Source organism: Rhizobium sp. 21-4511-3d, assembly GCF_053522545.1.
Genome location: NZ_JBNWCF010000001.1, coordinates 688231 through 704004 on the forward strand (window position 1 = coordinate 688231; position 15774 = coordinate 704004).

18 protein-coding genes are annotated in these 15774 nt (G+C 61.7%); 11 read left to right on the top strand and 7 right to left on the bottom strand.

Features of this window, described 5'->3' with window-relative positions; genetic code table 11:
• The first annotated feature begins 38 nt into the window (after nt 1–38).
• The 4 genes from ACQZ5H_RS03635 (at nt 39) to ACQZ5H_RS03650 (ending at nt 2073) form a co-directional block, all read left to right on the top strand.
• A complete protein-coding gene (locus ACQZ5H_RS03635; protein ID WP_449096755.1) occupies nt 39–545 on the top strand; it encodes an N-acetyltransferase family protein in 507 nt (168 codons plus the stop codon).
• Nucleotides 546–552: 7 nt separating this feature from the next.
• Entirely contained in the window at nt 553–1017 is a 465-nt protein-coding gene (locus tag ACQZ5H_RS03640; RefSeq protein WP_449096756.1) for a GNAT family N-acetyltransferase, read from the top strand.
• Nucleotides 1018–1121: 104 nt separating this feature from the next.
• The gene (locus ACQZ5H_RS03645) at nt 1122–1517 is read left to right on the top strand and encodes an NADH:ubiquinone oxidoreductase subunit NDUFA12 (RefSeq protein ID WP_112720428.1); all 396 of its coding nucleotides are present in this window, start codon (nt 1122–1124) and stop codon (nt 1515–1517) included.
• A gap of 118 nt (nt 1518–1635) precedes the next feature.
• Nucleotides 1636–2073, top strand: a complete 438-nt coding sequence (locus ACQZ5H_RS03650; protein ID WP_449096757.1) for a DUF2155 domain-containing protein — start codon at nt 1636–1638, stop codon at nt 2071–2073.
• Between the two features lie 189 nt (nt 2074–2262).
• On the opposite strand, the gene aat is transcribed toward ACQZ5H_RS03650, so the two are convergent.
• The 5 genes from aat to ACQZ5H_RS03675 all read right to left on the bottom strand — a co-directional run bounded on the left by aat (nt 2263) and on the right by ACQZ5H_RS03675 (nt 6087).
• Nucleotides 2263–2877 (bottom strand): leucyl/phenylalanyl-tRNA--protein transferase, encoded by a 615-nt coding sequence (gene aat / locus ACQZ5H_RS03655; RefSeq protein ID WP_203429048.1) that lies wholly within the window; start codon nt 2875–2877, stop codon nt 2263–2265.
• Between the two features lie 6 nt (nt 2878–2883).
• Nucleotides 2884–4233 carry an acetyl-CoA carboxylase biotin carboxylase subunit gene (gene accC, locus ACQZ5H_RS03660; protein WP_449096758.1) on the bottom strand — a complete coding sequence of 450 codons (1350 nt, stop codon included), beginning with the start codon at nt 4231–4233 and terminating at the stop codon, nt 2884–2886.
• Between the two features lie 10 nt (nt 4234–4243).
• Complete coding sequence (gene accB / locus ACQZ5H_RS03665; RefSeq protein ID WP_112720424.1) at nt 4244–4723, bottom strand: acetyl-CoA carboxylase biotin carboxyl carrier protein; 480 nt, start codon at nt 4721–4723, stop codon at nt 4244–4246.
• Between the two features lie 22 nt (nt 4724–4745).
• Entirely contained in the window at nt 4746–5183 is a 438-nt protein-coding gene (gene aroQ / locus ACQZ5H_RS03670; RefSeq protein ID WP_449096759.1) for a type II 3-dehydroquinate dehydratase, read from the bottom strand.
• A 145-nt stretch (nt 5184–5328) separates the two neighbouring features.
• Entirely contained in the window at nt 5329–6087 is a 759-nt protein-coding gene (locus ACQZ5H_RS03675) for a DsbA family protein (protein WP_449096760.1), read from the bottom strand.
• Nucleotides 6088–6290: 203 nt separating this feature from the next.
• Between ACQZ5H_RS03675 and ACQZ5H_RS03680 the strand changes: the two genes are divergently transcribed.
• Entirely contained in the window at nt 6291–7448 is a 1158-nt protein-coding gene (locus ACQZ5H_RS03680; protein ID WP_449096761.1) for a pyridoxal phosphate-dependent aminotransferase, read from the top strand.
• A gap of 56 nt (nt 7449–7504) precedes the next feature.
• Here ACQZ5H_RS03680 and ACQZ5H_RS03685 read toward each other — a convergent pair whose 3' ends face one another.
• Complete coding sequence (locus ACQZ5H_RS03685; RefSeq protein WP_449096762.1) at nt 7505–8014, bottom strand: ribonuclease H family protein; 510 nt, start codon at nt 8012–8014, stop codon at nt 7505–7507.
• Between the two features lie 151 nt (nt 8015–8165).
• On the opposite strand from ACQZ5H_RS03685, the gene ACQZ5H_RS03690 reads away from it, so the two are divergent.
• The 5 genes from ACQZ5H_RS03690 to ACQZ5H_RS03710 all read left to right on the top strand — a co-directional run bounded on the left by ACQZ5H_RS03690 (nt 8166) and on the right by ACQZ5H_RS03710 (nt 10881).
• The gene (locus ACQZ5H_RS03690; RefSeq protein ID WP_449096763.1) at nt 8166–8495 is read left to right on the top strand and encodes an ArsR/SmtB family transcription factor; all 330 of its coding nucleotides are present in this window, start codon (nt 8166–8168) and stop codon (nt 8493–8495) included.
• Nucleotides 8492–8899 carry an SRPBCC family protein gene (locus ACQZ5H_RS03695; protein ID WP_449096764.1) on the top strand — a complete coding sequence of 136 codons (408 nt, stop codon included), beginning with the start codon at nt 8492–8494 and terminating at the stop codon, nt 8897–8899. Before ACQZ5H_RS03690 ends, ACQZ5H_RS03695 begins: the two co-directional genes overlap by 4 nt.
• Nucleotides 8900–8928: 29 nt before the next feature.
• On the top strand, nt 8929–9129 hold the full coding sequence (locus ACQZ5H_RS03700; RefSeq protein WP_112720418.1) for a hypothetical protein: 201 nt from the start codon (nt 8929–8931) through the stop codon (nt 9127–9129).
• A 75-nt stretch (nt 9130–9204) separates the two neighbouring features.
• Entirely contained in the window at nt 9205–10458 is a 1254-nt protein-coding gene (locus ACQZ5H_RS03705; protein WP_449096765.1) for a D-arabinono-1,4-lactone oxidase, read from the top strand.
• Nucleotides 10459–10623: 165 nt separating this feature from the next.
• The gene (locus ACQZ5H_RS03710) at nt 10624–10881 is read left to right on the top strand and encodes a hypothetical protein (RefSeq protein ID WP_112720416.1); all 258 of its coding nucleotides are present in this window, start codon (nt 10624–10626) and stop codon (nt 10879–10881) included.
• Between the two features lie 89 nt (nt 10882–10970).
• Here the strand turns inward: ACQZ5H_RS03710 and ACQZ5H_RS03715 are convergent, their stop codons facing one another.
• A complete protein-coding gene (locus ACQZ5H_RS03715) occupies nt 10971–13868 on the bottom strand; it encodes an Rne/Rng family ribonuclease (RefSeq protein ID WP_449096766.1) in 2898 nt (965 codons plus the stop codon).
• Nucleotides 13869–14543: 675 nt separating this feature from the next.
• Here ACQZ5H_RS03715 and ACQZ5H_RS03720 point away from each other — a divergent pair.
• Complete coding sequence (locus ACQZ5H_RS03720; RefSeq protein WP_112720414.1) at nt 14544–15755, top strand: N-acetylmuramoyl-L-alanine amidase; 1212 nt, start codon at nt 14544–14546, stop codon at nt 15753–15755.
• The last annotated feature ends 19 nt before the right edge of the window (nt 15756–15774 follow it).

The window sequence follows — 15774 nt, forward strand, 5'->3', positions numbered from 1 at the left end:
GCAGCACCGCGCTGCCGCCGCGCCACAGGAAAGCGACAATGGTCTATTTCGTCCGCACCGCCGGTGAGCGTGATCTGGAGAAGGTCCGCACTCTCCTGGTCGAGAGCTTTCACGCCGCCTACGATCGCTTCTACGGCGAGCCGAAGGTCAACGAACTCATCGCCCATCTGTTTGCTCCGGCAGCCCTGAAAGAGCGGCTGGCGAAGAAGAATGCCGAGTTCGTCGTTGCCGACAGCGGCAAGGATATCGGTGGCGTCGGATATGCCGTCATGTCCACGGATATGGCGAAGACGGCGGTTCTGCATCTCCTCTACGTTCGCCCGGCGCTGCAGCGTCAGGGCATCGGCCGCGATATGTTCGCCGAGCTCGAAACCTGTTTCCCCGATGCCGAGATCATGCGCCTCGAGGTGGAGCCGAAGAACGCCGAAGCGATCAGCTTCTACACCAGGCTCGGCTTCGCCGAAGTCGGCCGCAACGAGAATGTCGGTCCCGGCCAGTCGGGCATCGCCACGCTCGTGCTCGAAAAGCATCTCCCCACCCATTGAGAGCCTCATGACCGGCCAGCTCATTATCCGTGAAGCCCGGGAAGCCGACCTTGCCGCCTTGATCGCGCTGTTTGCCGCCGACGATATCGGCGGCCATGGCGATACGACTGACGAGGCTGCCTTTCCCGACTATTTGCGGGCCTTCTCCGCGATTGCCGCATCACCGGATCAGACGCTCTATGTTGCCGAACTGTCCGGCGAAGTTGCCGGCACGTTTCAGACCTCGATAGCGACGACGCTGACCGGCCGCGGCGCCTCCTTCATGATCATCGAAGCGGTGCAGACGCGCGATGATTTGCGCGGGCAGGGCATCGGCAGGCAGATGATCGAGTTCTGCATCGCAGAGGCAAAAAGCCGCGGTTTCTCCCGCGTTCAGCTGATCTCCAATGGCAAGCGCAAGGATGCACACCGCTTCTACGAGCGCCTGGGCTTTGAGCCGTCGCATCTCGGCTTCAAGATGGCCCTGAAATGAGCCTGTGCCGATCTGGAATCACTGGACAATCGGGTCTTCCGGCGGCATAAGCGAGTGAACGAATTCCAGTCCCGCTTGACCTCCCTCAAGCACAAGGAACAGACATGAAGAACTTCCTGCTGCACATTTTCACCTGGTGGAACCACTACACGCTGGGAACACTGTTTGCGCTTCGCGGCTTCAAGCGTGTTGGCGAAGATGAGCTCGGCAATGTCTATTACGAAGGCGGCCTGTCTTCCTACGGCCTGCCGAAGCGCTGGGTGATCTACAGCGGCTATGCCGAAGCCTCCGCCATTCCTCCGGGCTGGCACGGCTGGATGCATCATCGCACCGATACCCCGCCGTCCAAGGAAAACTACGCCGCCAAGGAATGGGAAAAGGCGCACCGCGCTAACCCGACCGGTTCGCCGCAGGCTTACCGTCCGCCGGGTTCGCTAGCCGCAACCGGTGAGCGTCCGCGCGTTACCGGCGACTACGACGCCTGGACGCCGGGCAACTGAGTTTCTCGACCGCGAAGCGGGCCATCCGGCCCCGCTTTTGGCCACAATTGACCTTTACCCGCAGGTTGGCCGCAGAAGCTGCGGCCATTATCTTGAGATGCGGTGGAGACGGGTAGATATGCAGCTTTTCACGCGGAACCATGTCCTGCGTGCCGCCGGGATCGCCCTGGCGCTTGGCTCCTCTTTGCTGCCGCAGGCGGCGTCCGCCGCGCGCATCGAAAACCCTGTCGCCGTCTTCTCCGGCCTCGACAAGATCACCGGCCGCATCACCACCTTCGACGTCTATGTCAACGAGACCGTCCAGTTCGGCGCCCTGCAGGTGACGCCGAAGGCCTGCTATTCGCGCGATCAGTCGGAAGCGCAGAAGATCGACGGTTTCGTCGAAGTCGACGAGATCACGCTGGACCGCAAGATCCGCCGCATCTTCACCGGCTGGATGTTCGCCGACAGCCCGGGTCTGAATGCCGTCGAGCATCCGATCTATGACGTCTGGCTGAAGGACTGCAAGGCGCAGTCGGATGTGCCAGCGCCGGATGGTGCGGCAAAGGCCAAGTAAATTTCTGATTGGTTTGGCTGTTGCGGCCGGTGGCCGACCCTCGTCCTTCGAAGCCCTTCGGGCACCTCAGGATGAGGGCGGAGCATATGCCGTCGTCTAGGAATATGCATTCAAGCTTGAGAAGCCCTCACCCTGAGGTGGGAGCAAAGCGACCCTCGAAGGGCGAGGGCGGGCGCACCGATAGCCGCCCTAAAACTGCAGATGAGGCGAATCCATCGCCGCATCAAGCATCACGGCATACTCTTCCTTCGGAACATCAATCGCCCCGAACGTCTTCAGGTGCTCGGTGGTAAACTGCGTATCGAGCAGCTTGAATTCCTTCTCCCGAAGCCGCTCGACCAGATGCACGAGGCAGATCTTCGAGGCATCGGTGCGTCGCGAGAACATGCTCTCGCCGAAGAAGGCCGCTCCCAGCGAAACGCCATAGAGGCCGCCGACCAGCTCATCGCCGTCCCAGGCTTCGACCGAATGCGCGTGGCCGATGCGATGGAGCGTCGAATAGAGTTGCCGGATGGTGCCGTTGATCCAGGTGCTCGGCCGCCCGGACGTCTCCTCGGCGCAGGCCGAGATCACCGCGTCGAAATCCGAGTTGAAGCGGATGTCGAACGGCTTTCGGCGAATGGTCTTCGCCAGGCTTTTCGAAATGTGGAAGTCGTCGAGCGGGATCACCCCGCGAAGCTCCGGCTCGACCCAGAAGATTTCCGGGTCGTCAGCCGATTCGGCCATCGGGAAGAGGCCGATGGAGTAGGCGCGCAGGAGGATCTCCGGGGTAATACCTGGGGACTTCCTGCGCGACCCTGCCATTCCGGATCAGGCCGGTTTGGTGCTGGCCAGATATTGCTCCAGCCAGTGAATGTCGTAGTCGCCATTCGCGATGTCCTGGTTGGAAACCAGGTCCTGGAACAGCGGCAGCGTGGTCTTGATGCCATCGACGACGAATTCGTCCAGCGCGCGGCGTAGGCGCATCATGCATTCGACGCGGGTGCGGCCGTGCACGATGAGCTTGCCGATGAGGCTGTCGTAATAGGGCGGGATCTTGTAGCCCTGATACGCGCCGCTATCGATGCGCACGCCGAGACCGCCGGGCGCATGGAAATGCGTGATCGTGCCGGGCGAGGGCACGAAGGTGCGCGCGTCCTCGGCATTGATGCGGCATTCGATGGCATGGCCTTCGAAGGTGATTTGGTCCTGCGTGACCGAGAGACCGCCGCCGGAGGCAACGCGGATCTGCTCATGCACCAGATCGATGCCGGTGATCGCTTCGGTGACCGGATGCTCGACCTGAAGGCGGGTGTTCATTTCGATGAAATAGAACTCGCCGTTCTCGTAGAGGAACTCGATCGTACCGGCGCCGCGGTACTTCAGCTTCTTCATGGCGTCGGCGCAGACCTGGCCGATCTTCATGCGCTGCTCGACGTTGAGGGCGGGAGAATTGGCTTCTTCCCAGACCTTCTGGTGGCGGCGCTGCAGCGAGCAGTCGCGTTCGCCGAGATGGATCGCATTGCCTTCGCCGTCACCGAATACCTGAACTTCGATATGGCGCGGCTTGCCGAGATACTTTTCCATGTAGACGGCTTCGTTGCCGAAAGCGGCAGCCGCTTCGGTACGGGCCGTCGACCATGCCTCGATCAGGTCGGCTTCGGACTTGGCAACCTTCATGCCGCGTCCGCCGCCGCCGGCGGTTGCCTTGATCAGAACGGGATAGCCGATTTCGGCCGCCGTCTTGATGGCTTCCTCTTCGGTCTTCACTTCGCCGTCGGAGCCCGGAACGACGGGGATGCCGAGTTCCTGCGCCGTCGTCTTGGCGGTGATCTTGTCGCCCATGATGCGGATGTGATCCGCGGTCGGGCCGATGAAGGTGATGCCGTGGGCCTCGAGGATATCCGCGAACTTGGCGTTCTCGGAGAGGAAGCCGTAGCCCGGGTGAACCGCGTCGGCGCCGGTGATTTCGCAGGCGGCAACGATCTGATGAATGTTCAGATAGCTGTCACGCGAAGGCGGCGGGCCGATGCAGACGCTTTCGTCGGCAAGACGCACATGCATGGCGTCGGCATCTGCCGTGGAGTGAACCACGACGCAGGGAATGCCGAGCTCTTTGCAGGCGCGCAAGACGCGCAGCGCAATTTCACCGCGGTTTGCAATGAGGATTTTGGAGACCATGACGCCCGCCTTATTCGATGACGACCAGGGCCTGGCCGTATTCGACGGGGCTTCCGTCCTCGACGAGGATTTCCGTGACCTTGCCCGACTTCGGAGACGGGATCTGGTTCATGGTCTTCATCGCTTCGATGATGAGCAGCGTCTGGCCCTCCTTGACGGTCGAGCCGACTTCGATGAAGGCGCGCGCGCCCGGAGCCGGTGCCATATAGGCGGTGCCGACCATCGGAGCGCTGACGGTGTTGGCCGGGTTGCGCGCCGGAGCGGCTGCTGCGGCCGGTGCCGCGGCAGCGGCGGGTGCTGCAGCTGCCGGAGCAGCAGCGTAAGCCGGAGCCGCCATCGGCGCCTGGACGTACTGCATGTTGCCGCCGCGCGAAACGCGGATGCGCAGATCGTCCTGCTCGACTTCGATTTCCGTCAGGTCCGTGTCGTTGAGGATGTTCGCGAGGTCACGGATCAGTGCCTGGTCGATACCGGATTTCTTTTCAGCCATGAGTGTTTGCCCTGTCTTCTTCTTATGCCGTGAGGTTCTTCAGCGCCTGGAGCGCCAGAATGTAGCTGTGGGGGCCGAAGCCGACGATTACACCCTTGCAGGCAGGGGCAATCATCGACTTGTGCCTGAATTCTTCGCGTGCATGCACGTTCGAGATATGGAGCTCGATCACCGGAATGGAAATAGCCTTGATCGCATCATGCAGTGCAATGGATGTATGCGTGTAGGCGCCGGCATTGATGGCAACGCCTGCCGCCTTGTCGTTGGCTTCATGGAACCAGTCGATCAGCGTGCCTTCGTGGTTGCTCTGGCGGAAGTCGATCTCGAAACCGAGTTCCTTCCCCGCAGCCCGGCAATCCGCCTCGATGTCCTGAAGCGTCTTGCCACCGTAGATGCCGGGTTCTCTTTTGCCCAGCATGTTCAGGTTTGGCCCGTTCAGGACGAAAATCGTTTGCGTCATCGAGTGTTCCATTGAATGCACGAGGGCAACCTATAGACTCCCCATGGCCTTAATGAAAGCCCTTTGGGATAGGCATCCCGAATCGTGCCATATTTGTCCACATGGCTGAAACGCTTGGATTTTGGCGATTTGATGGGCGAGAGCCTCAGCAGCTCGTCTTGCCGCAGGTCCGCATGTTCTTGACCTTCGCTTCCAGGTCGTCGAAGCCGACCGCGCCCTGTACCAGCTCGTTGCCGATCACATAGGACGGCGTGCCTGAAATGCCGAGTTTCTGCGCCAGGTCATAGGCGTTCTGCACCGAGCCGGTATCCGGGCTTTTCGCCATTTCGTCGCGGATCTGCTTTTCGTTGACGCCGAGCGAGGAGGCGACTTCCATGGCGCTGTCTTCATCCGCACGGCCTTCGCCGCCGAGCAGCGCCAGGTGGAACTGCTCGTATTTCTCCGGCGCCAGCTTGCGGAAAGCGTCCGAAACCTTGTGGGCGGCAACCGATTCCGGTCCGAGGATCGGGAATTCCTTCAGCACGAAGCGGACATTCTTGTCCTTCTTCAGCATCGTCTGCATGTCGGTGAGCGCGTGGCGGCAGTAGCCGCAATTGTAGTCGAAGAACTCGACGATCGTGACGTCGCCCTTGGGGTTGCCGATCGAGATGTCGTCCTTGGCGTCGAAAATGCTCTTGCTGTTCTCGCTGATCACCTGGTTGGCTTTGACGAGGCGTGCTTCTTCCTGCTTCTTCTGCAGCGCGTCCTGAACGTCGAGCATGATCTCGGGGTTCTGGATCAGGTATTCCTTGATGAACTCGCCGAATTCTTTCTTCTGCGCATCGTCGAGAGCGAGCGCTGGAAGCGGCATGGCAAAGCTGGCAGCGAGCGCAAGGGCGGTGAAGGTTTTCGGAAAGAGAGCCATTGTGTCCTCGTCGGCTGATCGAATGCGATGCCGCTTCATAACATCGCCCGGTTAATGGGCTTGAATGAGAAGCATCAAATTACGGTGTGCGGCCCGGCCATCAAACAGGATTTTTCTGGATCGCCGCGCAATCGCGGGATTGTGATGAACCTGATAATGCGGCAATTGTCTGGCCGCAATTGAATATCCGGAGTTATCAGACCTTGTTTTCCGTATCGAAGCGCAGCGAAGTCGAGCCATTCCACGCCATGGATGTCCTGGCGGAGGCGACCAAACGGCGCGCCGCCGGCCACCCGGTCATCTCGATGGCGGTCGGCCAGCCCTCGCATCCTGCTCCGCAGGCATCACTTGAGGCGGCCCGCGCGGCACTTGCGGAAGGCAAGATCGGCTATACCGATGCGCTGGGGACAGCGCGGCTGAAACATGCGCTTGCCTGGCACTACCGCGACCGTCATGGCTTGGAGATCGATCCGGCGCGGATCGCCATCACCACCGGCTCGTCTGCCGGTTTCAATCTCGCTTTCCTGTCGCTCTTCGATGCCGGTGACGCTGTGGCGATTGCCCGGCCCGGCTATCCGGCCTATCGCAACATCCTCGGCGCGCTCGGGCTGAAGGTGATCGAAGTTGCCGTGACGGCCGAGACGCATTTTACGCTGACGCCGGAAAGCCTGGAAGCCGCACAGCGCGAGAATGGCGTGAAGCTGAAGGGCATCCTGCTCGCAAGCCCGGCAAACCCGACCGGAACCGTGACGGGCAGGGCGGCGCTGAAGGCGCTTGCGGACTATTGCGCCGCCAATTCGATCGCCTTCATCTCCGACGAAATCTATCACGGCCTGACATTCGCCGGCGAGGAGACCAGCGCGCTGGAGCTGACCGATGAGGCGATCGTCATCAATTCCTTCTCGAAGTACTATTGCATGACCGGCTGGCGGATCGGCTGGATGGTGCTGCCCGAGCGCCTGGTGCGCCCGATCGAGCGCGTCGCCCAGAGCCTCTATATCTCGCCGCCGGAGCTCTCGCAGATCGCCGCGACGGCAGCGCTTGGCGCTGCTGCCGAGCTCGACGTCTACAAGGCGAGCTATGCCGCAAACCGCGACTTCCTGCTCCGCCGCCTGCCGGAGATCGGCCTGCCGGTGGCCTCGCCGATGGATGGCGCCTTCTACGCCTATGTCGACGTCACACGCTTCAGCAATGACAGCATGGCCTTTGCCAAGCGCATGCTGGCGGAGATCAATGTCGCGGCCACGCCGGGTCTCGATTTCGATCCGCTGGAGGGCAACAGGACGATGCGCATGTCCTATGCGGGATCCGAATCGGAGATCGCTGAGGCCGTCGAGCGCATGGCCGGCTGGCTGAAATAGAGTCTGTTTTCCTGCGCTTGCGCCGGTTTCCTGAATCAATTCCGCAGGCGCTTGAATCAGTTTGTGAGCGGGCGAAGCGACAGGCGCCCGCGCTCCGCCAGCTCATCGGCCCGCTCATTGCCGCCGATGCCGGCATGGCCCTTGCACCAGGCGATCGTCAAGGCGGCGTTGCGCGATAGCGCGCCGTCGATCGCCTGCCAGATGTCCTTGTTGGCGATCGCCCGATTCCTCAGATTGGCGTTGGCGCCGATCTTCTTCCAGCCGTTGTTCCGCCAGATCGGCCTCCAGAGCGTGCAGCCCTTTATGGCATAGGCCGAGTCTGTCCAGATGATTGCGGTCTCGCCAGATGCGTTTGCATCGACCCACCGCGCCGCTTCCAGGATTGCCCGCAGTTCCATGCCGTTATTCTCGGCCTTAACGACGCCACCGGATGCCGATGCGATTTCGGCGCCGTCGCGATACGCAGCGAATGCCCAGCCGCCGTGGCCGGACTTCGGATCGAAGGAGCCATCGGTGAACAGGTGGAGGCCGCGGCGCATATCCGGCGCGTCTAAGATCTCGGTCATGCCAGTGGAGGGGCCTTGTGCTGGAATCATTGCTTTTAGGGTAGCGGCAAGGTGAAGGCCTGTCTGCGTTCGAGCGGAGCCCGTTCACAAGCCTCTTGACTAATCAATACCCAAATGGCTATGAATAAACCCATAGCCAATGAGGTATGAATTGGAAACACAAAGCCCCCAGGACCTGCTTTTCCGGTCGCTCGCCGATCCGACCCGCCGCGCGCTTTTCGAGCGCCTGTGCCTGGAGGGCGAGAAGACGGTCGGCGTGCTGACGTCAGGAGCAGGGGTCTCGCAACCGGTCGTCTCGAAGCATCTCGCCGTCCTCAAGCAGGCTGGCCTGGTGCGCGACCGGCATGAGGGACGCCAGACGCATTACAGCGCCCGCATCGAGGCTCTGGCCCCGCTGGCGGATTGGACGACGAAGATGGCCGGCTTCTGGGAGAGCCGGTTCGATGATCTCGAAGAGCTTTTGAAGAGGATGGACCAATGAGCGAAGCAACCCACGAACGGCGCACCGTGATCGTCGAGCGGGAGATCGCCTTTCCGCCGGAAAAGATATGGCGCGCGCTGACGCAGCCGCATCTCTTGCAGGATTGGCTCATGCGGAACGATTTCAAGCCGGTGGTCGACCACCGCTTCAAGTTCAGCGGCGACTGGGGCTCGGTCGATTGCGCTGTCCGCGAAGTCGAACCGAACAAGACGCTCTCCTACAGCTGGGACGCCCATGGCCTCGAAAGCGTCGTGACGTGGACCCTGACGCCGACGGCGAAGGGCACGCATCTGCGCATGGAGCAATCCGGATTCCGCCCCGACCAGCAGCAGGCCTTCATGGGCGCACGCGCAGGCTGGCACAAGTTCTTCGAGAACCTCGAGCAGCTGCTGGCGCGCGCTTGAATCTCGGCCATATCTTCAGGGAGGAAACAGTGGCTTTCAGCAGATTTATCCGGCAGGCGCACCGCTGGATCTCGATCATCTTCACGGTGACCGTCGCCGCCAATTTCGCAACCATGGCCTTCGGCACGCCGCCGGCATGGGTGGTCTATTCACCGCTTCTGCCGCTGTTCCTGCTGCTTTTCAGCGGCCTCTATCTCTTCGCCCTGCCTTATCTGGCAGGACGGAATTGACGGCAAGCGGCCTCTTCAACCCGGCGCGTTTCGGCTAACCTCGAGGCGACAAATGGATTCGGGAGGGTTCGTAGCGTGCGTCAGGTTCCGGCAGCCAATTGGGCGGAGAGCTATCACTACAGCTTCAGGGAATGCCTCAGCCCCACCTCGGTGGATGAGCTTTGCAGCATCGTCGCGCAATCGGGATCGCTGAAGGCAGTCGGCTCCGGCCACTCCTTCAACGGTATCGCCGATGGCAGTACCGCGATCCGGCTGACGGATATGCCTGCCAATCCGGTGGTCGAGAGCAACGGCACCGAAGTCAGCGTCGGCGGACACTGGACCTATGGCGATCTTGCCCAGTTTCTCCACGGCCAGCGGCTGGCGATCCACAATCTCGCCTCGCTGCCGCATATCTCGATTGCCGGCGCGATCGCCACGGCTACCCATGGATCGGGCGACGGCAACGGCAATCTGGCGACCGCGGTATCGGCTCTGGAATTCGTCGCCGCTGACGGCGGTATCGTCAAGGTCAGGCGCGGTGAGCCCGGCTTTGACGGTATGGTCGTCCATCTCGGTGCGCTCGGCATCGTGACGCGGGTCAGCCTCGATATCCGGCCGGAATTCGAAATCGCGCAAAGCGTCTATGAAGATCTCGCCTGGGATCAGCTGCTTGCCAATCTCGATCAGATCATGGCCGGCGGCTACAGCGTCAGCGTCTTCACGCAATGGGCGGAGAAGGCGGGGGCGATCTGGCTGAAGCGGACGGCTTCCGACGCTGACTGGCCGGCAGAGCTCCATGGCGCAATGCGCGCCACGGTGAACCGTCACCCGATCATCGGGCTGGATGCCGGCAACTCGACGGAGCAACTCGGCCGTTACGGACGCTGGTCCGACCGGCTGCCGCATTTCAAGATGGGCTTCACCCCGAGCAGCGGCGCGGAGATACAGTCGGAATTCCACGTGCCCCGGCAGCATGGCGCAGCCGCAATCGAGGCCTTGCTGAAGATTCGCGAGCGTTTCGCGCCGCTGATCCAGGCCGGCGAGTTCCGCACCGTCGCCGCCGACACGCTGTGGCTCAGCCCGCAATATCAGCGCGATACGCTATCGATGCACTTCACCTGGCAGCGGGATCAGGATGCCGTCAACGAGGCGGTGCGCCATATCGAGGAGGCGCTACAGCCGTTCGACGCGCTGCCGCATTGGGGCAAGGTCTTCAACGGGCGCGGCATCGGTTCGCGCTATGAGAAGTTTGGCGATTTCGTCAATCTTCGCAACAGGATGGACCCGGAATGCAAGTTCTCGAATCCCTGGCTGGACGCGGTCGTCTTCGGCGCCGGCGAGGCTTGAAAATCGGCATGGCGCTACATCCGTACTTCCGGCTTTACTCATGAAAATGTCTTTCCGGTAGCAGGAAGGCAGGCTCTTCCGATGCCTTTGATAACTGCCGGTAGTGTCACGCTCAGGTCACGCTGGAGGGTGATATGACGTCTGCTTCTTGTTCAGGAGCAGGCAGTGAACCGCTTTATCATATACCTTCCGGACGACCGCGACTGGGTCAAGATACTGACCTCTTTGCAGAAGCTCGGGAGCCTCGAAACCGACCGCTCGCATATGGTGACGCTGGTCAGCCCCTTCGATACCGATCACATCGATGCCAAGCTGAAGGAAGGCCGCAAGTCCTACGTCCTCGTCAAGGTCGAGGGCGAATTGCGCTATAACGTCCGCGACCACGCCGCGACCGCCGTTCTGGCGATCCATGTCGAAGTCTGAGCCTTCGCCGATCCCAATCAATCCTTGAGCCATAAAAAAATCCGGCCGCGTCTCCACGGCCGGATTTTTGTTTTGAACTGTCAGGCTTCTTAGAAGAAGCCGCGGCGCTGCCACCAGCCAGCCTTCTTCGGCTTGCCGTCGCCTTCGGCCTCGGCAGCCTCGCGGGTCGACTTCACGGTCGGTGCAGACGAGGAGATGTTCGATTCGCGGTTGGCGCGGACCGGCTTTGCCTCTTCGGCCGCAGCGGCTTCAGCAGCAGGAGCGGCGAGATCGGCGGATGCTTCGACAGTCTCGGCTTCCGGCTCTGCAGCGGCTGCAGGCGCTTCTTCGGCGACAACAGGCTCTTCGACAGGCGATGCAGCTGCCTTGCGGCGGCCACGGCCGCGGCCCTTGGCAGGCTTGACCTCTTCGGTGACGAAGGCACCGGTTTCGACGGCTGCCATGGCGCTTTCGCCCTCGGCTGCATCAGTTGCAACGGCTTCGATCACTTCGGCCTGGGTTTCGACCGCGACGGTCTCGCCGGCTTCAGCTTCCGACTCGGCGTCGCCTTCACCTTCACCGTCGGCGGCATCGGCGCTCAGTTCGCCGTTTTCGTCACGGTTGCGGCGTCCGCCACGCTTGCCACGGCGGCGGCGCTTGCGGCGCTGCTCGTTGTCGCTATCGCCTTCGGCGCGGGCTTCGGTCGCAGCGGCTTCATCGCCTTCTGCCTCGTCCTCATCGCCTTCTGCTTCGTCGGCACCGTCTTCAGCGGAGGCTTCGAGGCCCGAAGCCTGGTCGCCATTGCCACCACGGCCACCACGACGGCGGCGGCGGCGCTTGCGCTTGCGGTTGCCGCCTTCGCTATCGCTTTCCGAACGCTGCTGGGCAGGACGCTCGCTGGCGGCTGCCTTTTCTTCGAGCTCTTCGTCTTCTTCCTCGTCCATCTCGATCACGACATCGTCGTCGTCATCGTCGGGGATAGCCGCGAAGTTGAAGAGCGTTTCGATCTTGACCGGGTTCTCGACCGGCTCGCCACGATCGATCGCGAAATGCTGCGAACCGATGCTGTTGTCGGCACCGATGACGATCGCCACGCCGAAGCGGGTTTCGTAATCGACGATCGACTGGCGCTTGTGGTTGAGCAGGTAGAGCGCGATGTCAGGCGTGGTGCGGACGGTGATATCGTGCGTCGTGTTCTTGAGCAGATATTCCTCGATGCCGCGCAGGACGTGCAGGGCAACGGAGGACTGCGAACGGACGTGGCCGGTGCCGCCGCAATGCGAGCAGACCTGCGTCGTCGATTCCAGAACCGAAGCGCGGATGCGCTGGCGCGACATTTCGAGAAGGCCGAAATGCGAGATGCGGCCGACCTGGATGCGGGCGCGGTCGTTCTTCAGGCATTCCTTCAGACGCTTCTCGACGGCGCGGTTGTTGCGCTTTTCTTCCATGTCGATGAAGTCGATGACGATCAGGCCGGCAAGGTCGCGAAGGCGAAGCTGGCGCGCCACTTCGTCGGCGGCTTCGAGGTTCGTCTGCAGCGCCGTGTCTTCGATCGAGTGCTCGCGCGTCGAACGGCCGGAGTTGACGTCGATCGAAACCAGCGCTTCCGTCTGGTTCATGATCAGGTAGCCGCCGGACTTCAGCGTCACCTGCGGCTGCAGCATGCGGTCGAGCTGTGCCTCGATGCCGGAGCGCGAGAAGATCGGGTGAATGTCGCGGTAAGGCTGAACCACCTTGGCATGGCTCGGCATCAGCATCTTCATGAAGTCTTTCGCTTCACGATAGCCTTCTTCGCCGGCAACGATGATCTCGCCGATATCCTTGTTGTAGAGGTCGCGGATCGAGCGCTTGATCAGCGATCCCTCTTCGTAAACCAGGCAAGGAGCCGTCGAGGCGAGCGTCAGCGTGCGGACGTTCTCCCACAGGCGCATCAGATATTCGAAGTCGCGCTTGACCTCGACCTTGGTGCGGTTTGCACCGGCGGTACGAAGGATCACGCCCATGCCCTGCGGCACTTCCAGCATGCGGGCGATTTCCTTCAGCCGCTTGCGGTCCTGCGGGTTGGTGATCTTGCGCGAAATGCCGCCGCCACGCGCCGTGTTCGGCATCAGAACCGAGTAGCGGCCTGCGAGCGACAGATAGGTGGTGAGAGCCGCGCCCTTGTTGCCGCGCTCTTCCTTAGCGACCTGCACGAGCAGGATCTGGCGGCGCTTGATGACTTCCTGGATGCGGTACTGCTTGCGCGGACGGCGGGCTGCGCGATCCGGCACTTCTTCCATCGCGTCTTCGGCGCCGACGGATTCGATCACTTCTTCTTCATGGTCGTGATCGTCGTCGTCATCGTCGTCGTGGCCGCGGCGGCGGGAATCGACTTCTTCCGAGATCGAGTCGCTTTCGACCATTGCAGCCATCGATCCGCCGTTCGAATCGTCGTCGCTGTCGACGGAAGCAACCGGTGCTTCGACATCGGTCGGAACGGCGTCTTCGGTCGCGGTGGTTTCGACAGCCTTCTTGCGGCTGCGGCGCGGCTTGGCCGCGGCCTTCTTCTTGGCCGGAGCGGCTTTTTCGGCAACCGGAGCTTCTGCCTCGGTCGGAGCCTCGGCTGCGACTTCCTCGGCAGGCTCGTCCTTGGCGACGATGCCGATATCGGGTTGCTCCTGGTTCGCCGGATCGTTCATCGGCGCGGTCTCGACATGCTCGACGTCGTCGTCGCGGCGATGCTCTTCGGCTTCGGCGCGCAGCAGCGCCTGACGGTCGGCCAGCGGGATCTGGTAATAATCGGGGTGAATTTCGGCAAAGGCCAGGAAGCCGTGCCGGTTGCCGCCGTAATCGACGAAAGCGGCCTGCAGCGAGGGCTCAACCCTCGTTACCTTAGCAAGATAGATGTTGCCGCGGATTTGCTTCTTGTGCTGCGACTCGAAGTCAAATTCTTCTATGCGGTTCCCGCGAACGACAACGACGCGCGTCTCTTCCTCGTGAGACGCGTCGATAAGCATTTTGTCTGCCATGTAAGCTGTGCTCCTCGGCGCAGCCCGATACGCGCATTCCCGCCGGTGTCTAGGACAGGCAGGGAACGGTTATGAGCGGTTGCGCCGGATAATGAAAGTCGCGATTGGTTCGGGAGGGTAGGCAGCAGCCAGGCAACAGCGGGGAAGATATTCTCCCGGGGCCTGTAGACTTTGGATAAAACCTGCTGCGACACCATTATGACCAAGCGAGATCGACAATACTAAGACCCGTAGGTCCGATGGGTTTGCTCCTCAGAGCGTTTGGTGGCTATCCACCGATGAAGTTTCCGCATACGCCGGAAAATTCAGAATCCAGTTCACTCGGCTAGAAACACATATGACGGCGGACGATTGCCGGTTGCGGCGCCAGGTCCTCGTGGGGTTGGCAGCCTTCGCGGCGACTCTATCCCGTCAGCACTTCTAACCTAAATTCGTTGTATGGTTTCTCTGTCACAATAGCAAGGGAAAAGCCAAATGTGCCATAATATTGATGGATTTCGGCACGCATAGAAAATCGGGGATAAACGGTCCTGATTCGGCATGCGCTGTGTTACAAGGCTCGGGGGAGCCTGACGGCGCTGGCGGGCGTCCGGGACCGATATGCAATGACAGATAGGGTGTGGCGGTCGATTGGTTAAGAGGGAGCGGCCCGCTAAAGGGCAATCCGGCAGGCGGATGAATGTTTTGGCGGGCGCGCTCGTTGCTGCCGCGCTGTGTCTTCATGTGGGACCTGCTTCGGCTGCCGATGGCGGCAAGCCCGAACCGCTGCTTGCCTATGGCGCCCGCATCATCGGCGATGACGCCCGCACCCGCATCGTCGTCGATTTCGACCGCGAACCGGCTTTCTCCGTTCACTACATCGCTAATCCCGAGCGCATCGTCATCGACCTGCCGGCGACCGCCTTCGGCTTCGATGCCAAGCAGCTCGGTGCCCGCGGTCTCTTCAAGGATATCCGCTACGGCGCGATGGGCGAGGGCAGTGCCCGCATCGTGCTGACGGCGATCAAACCGGTCAAGCTGGCGATCGCCAAGGTGCAGAAGGATGAGGACGGCAAGGGCCACCGCCTGGTGCTCGATGCCGAGATGACGACCAAGGAGGAATTCGCGGCCCTCGTCAAAGGCCAGTCCTGGAGCGATCCGGCCGACCAGCAGGTGACGAGCGCGATACCGGCCGGAGAGGCGCCGAAGCCCGGCGACTTCATCATTGCCGTCGATGCCGGTCACGGCGGCATCGATACCGGCGCGATCGGCGTCGACACCAAGACCGAGGAAAAGCAGGTGACGCTTGCCTTTGCCAAGGCGCTGGCTGACCGGCTGAACCGCGAGCCCGGCATCAAGGCCTTCCTCACCCGCGATAGCGACGAATTCCTGTCGCTTTCCGAGCGCGTGCAGCTCGCCCGCCAGCACCATGCCGGCCTGTTCATCTCGCTTCATGCCGATACGCTGAAACAGAAGGATATCAGGGGCGCCACCGTCTACACGATCTCCGACAAGGCATCCGACAAGCTCGCCGCCGATCTCGCAGAGCGCGAAAACCTCTCCGACCAGATCGCCGGTAAGGAAACCGTTGCCGAGCCGCCTGAAGTCGCCGACATCCTTCTCGACCTGACGCGGCGCGAGACCCAGGCCTTCTCGATCTCGCTTGCCGAGAATGTGCTTGGCTCCTTCAAGGATCAAATCGGCACGATCAACAATCCGCACCGGCATGCCGGTTTCCAGGTCCTGCGCGCACCCGACGTGCCCTCGATCCTGCTGGAACTCGGCTTCCTCTCGAATGTCGAGGATGAGAAGCTTCTCCTCGACGACCAGTGGCGGCTGAAGATGGCCGATCTGCTGACCGATGCCGTAAAGCGATACCATTCGTCGGTTGCCGCCAATGGCGGCTGATGCCGTGGCGAAGATGTGA

What these genes read in the sequence shown, in the direction of transcription:
- ACQZ5H_RS03645 (WP_112720428.1), top strand. Translation starts at nt 1,122, where the DNA reads ATGAAGAACTTCCTGCTGCACATTTTCACCTGGTGGAACCACTACACG.
- ACQZ5H_RS03720 (WP_112720414.1), top strand. Translation starts at nt 14,544, where the DNA reads ATGAATGTTTTGGCGGGCGCGCTCGTTGCTGCCGCGCTGTGTCTTCAT.
- ACQZ5H_RS03685 (WP_449096762.1), bottom strand. Translation starts at nt 8,014, where the DNA reads ATGACCGAGATCTTAGACGCGCCGGATATGCGCCGCGGCCTCCACCTG.
- ACQZ5H_RS03650 (WP_449096757.1), top strand. Translation starts at nt 1,636, where the DNA reads ATGCAGCTTTTCACGCGGAACCATGTCCTGCGTGCCGCCGGGATCGCC.
- accC (WP_449096758.1), bottom strand. Translation starts at nt 4,233, where the DNA reads ATGGTCTCCAAAATCCTCATTGCAAACCGCGGTGAAATTGCGCTGCGC.
- ACQZ5H_RS03695 (WP_449096764.1), top strand. Translation starts at nt 8,492, where the DNA reads ATGAGCGAAGCAACCCACGAACGGCGCACCGTGATCGTCGAGCGGGAG.
- ACQZ5H_RS03675 (WP_449096760.1), bottom strand. Translation starts at nt 6,087, where the DNA reads ATGGCTCTCTTTCCGAAAACCTTCACCGCCCTTGCGCTCGCTGCCAGC.
- aat (WP_203429048.1), bottom strand. Translation starts at nt 2,877, where the DNA reads ATGGCAGGGTCGCGCAGGAAGTCCCCAGGTATTACCCCGGAGATCCTC.
- accB (WP_112720424.1), bottom strand. Translation starts at nt 4,723, where the DNA reads ATGGCTGAAAAGAAATCCGGTATCGACCAGGCACTGATCCGTGACCTC.
- ACQZ5H_RS03715 (WP_449096766.1), bottom strand. Translation starts at nt 13,868, where the DNA reads ATGGCAGACAAAATGCTTATCGACGCGTCTCACGAGGAAGAGACGCGC.
- ACQZ5H_RS03635 (WP_449096755.1), top strand. Translation starts at nt 39, where the DNA reads ATGGTCTATTTCGTCCGCACCGCCGGTGAGCGTGATCTGGAGAAGGTC.
- aroQ (WP_449096759.1), bottom strand. Translation starts at nt 5,183, where the DNA reads ATGACGCAAACGATTTTCGTCCTGAACGGGCCAAACCTGAACATGCTG.
- ACQZ5H_RS03640 (WP_449096756.1), top strand. Translation starts at nt 553, where the DNA reads ATGACCGGCCAGCTCATTATCCGTGAAGCCCGGGAAGCCGACCTTGCC.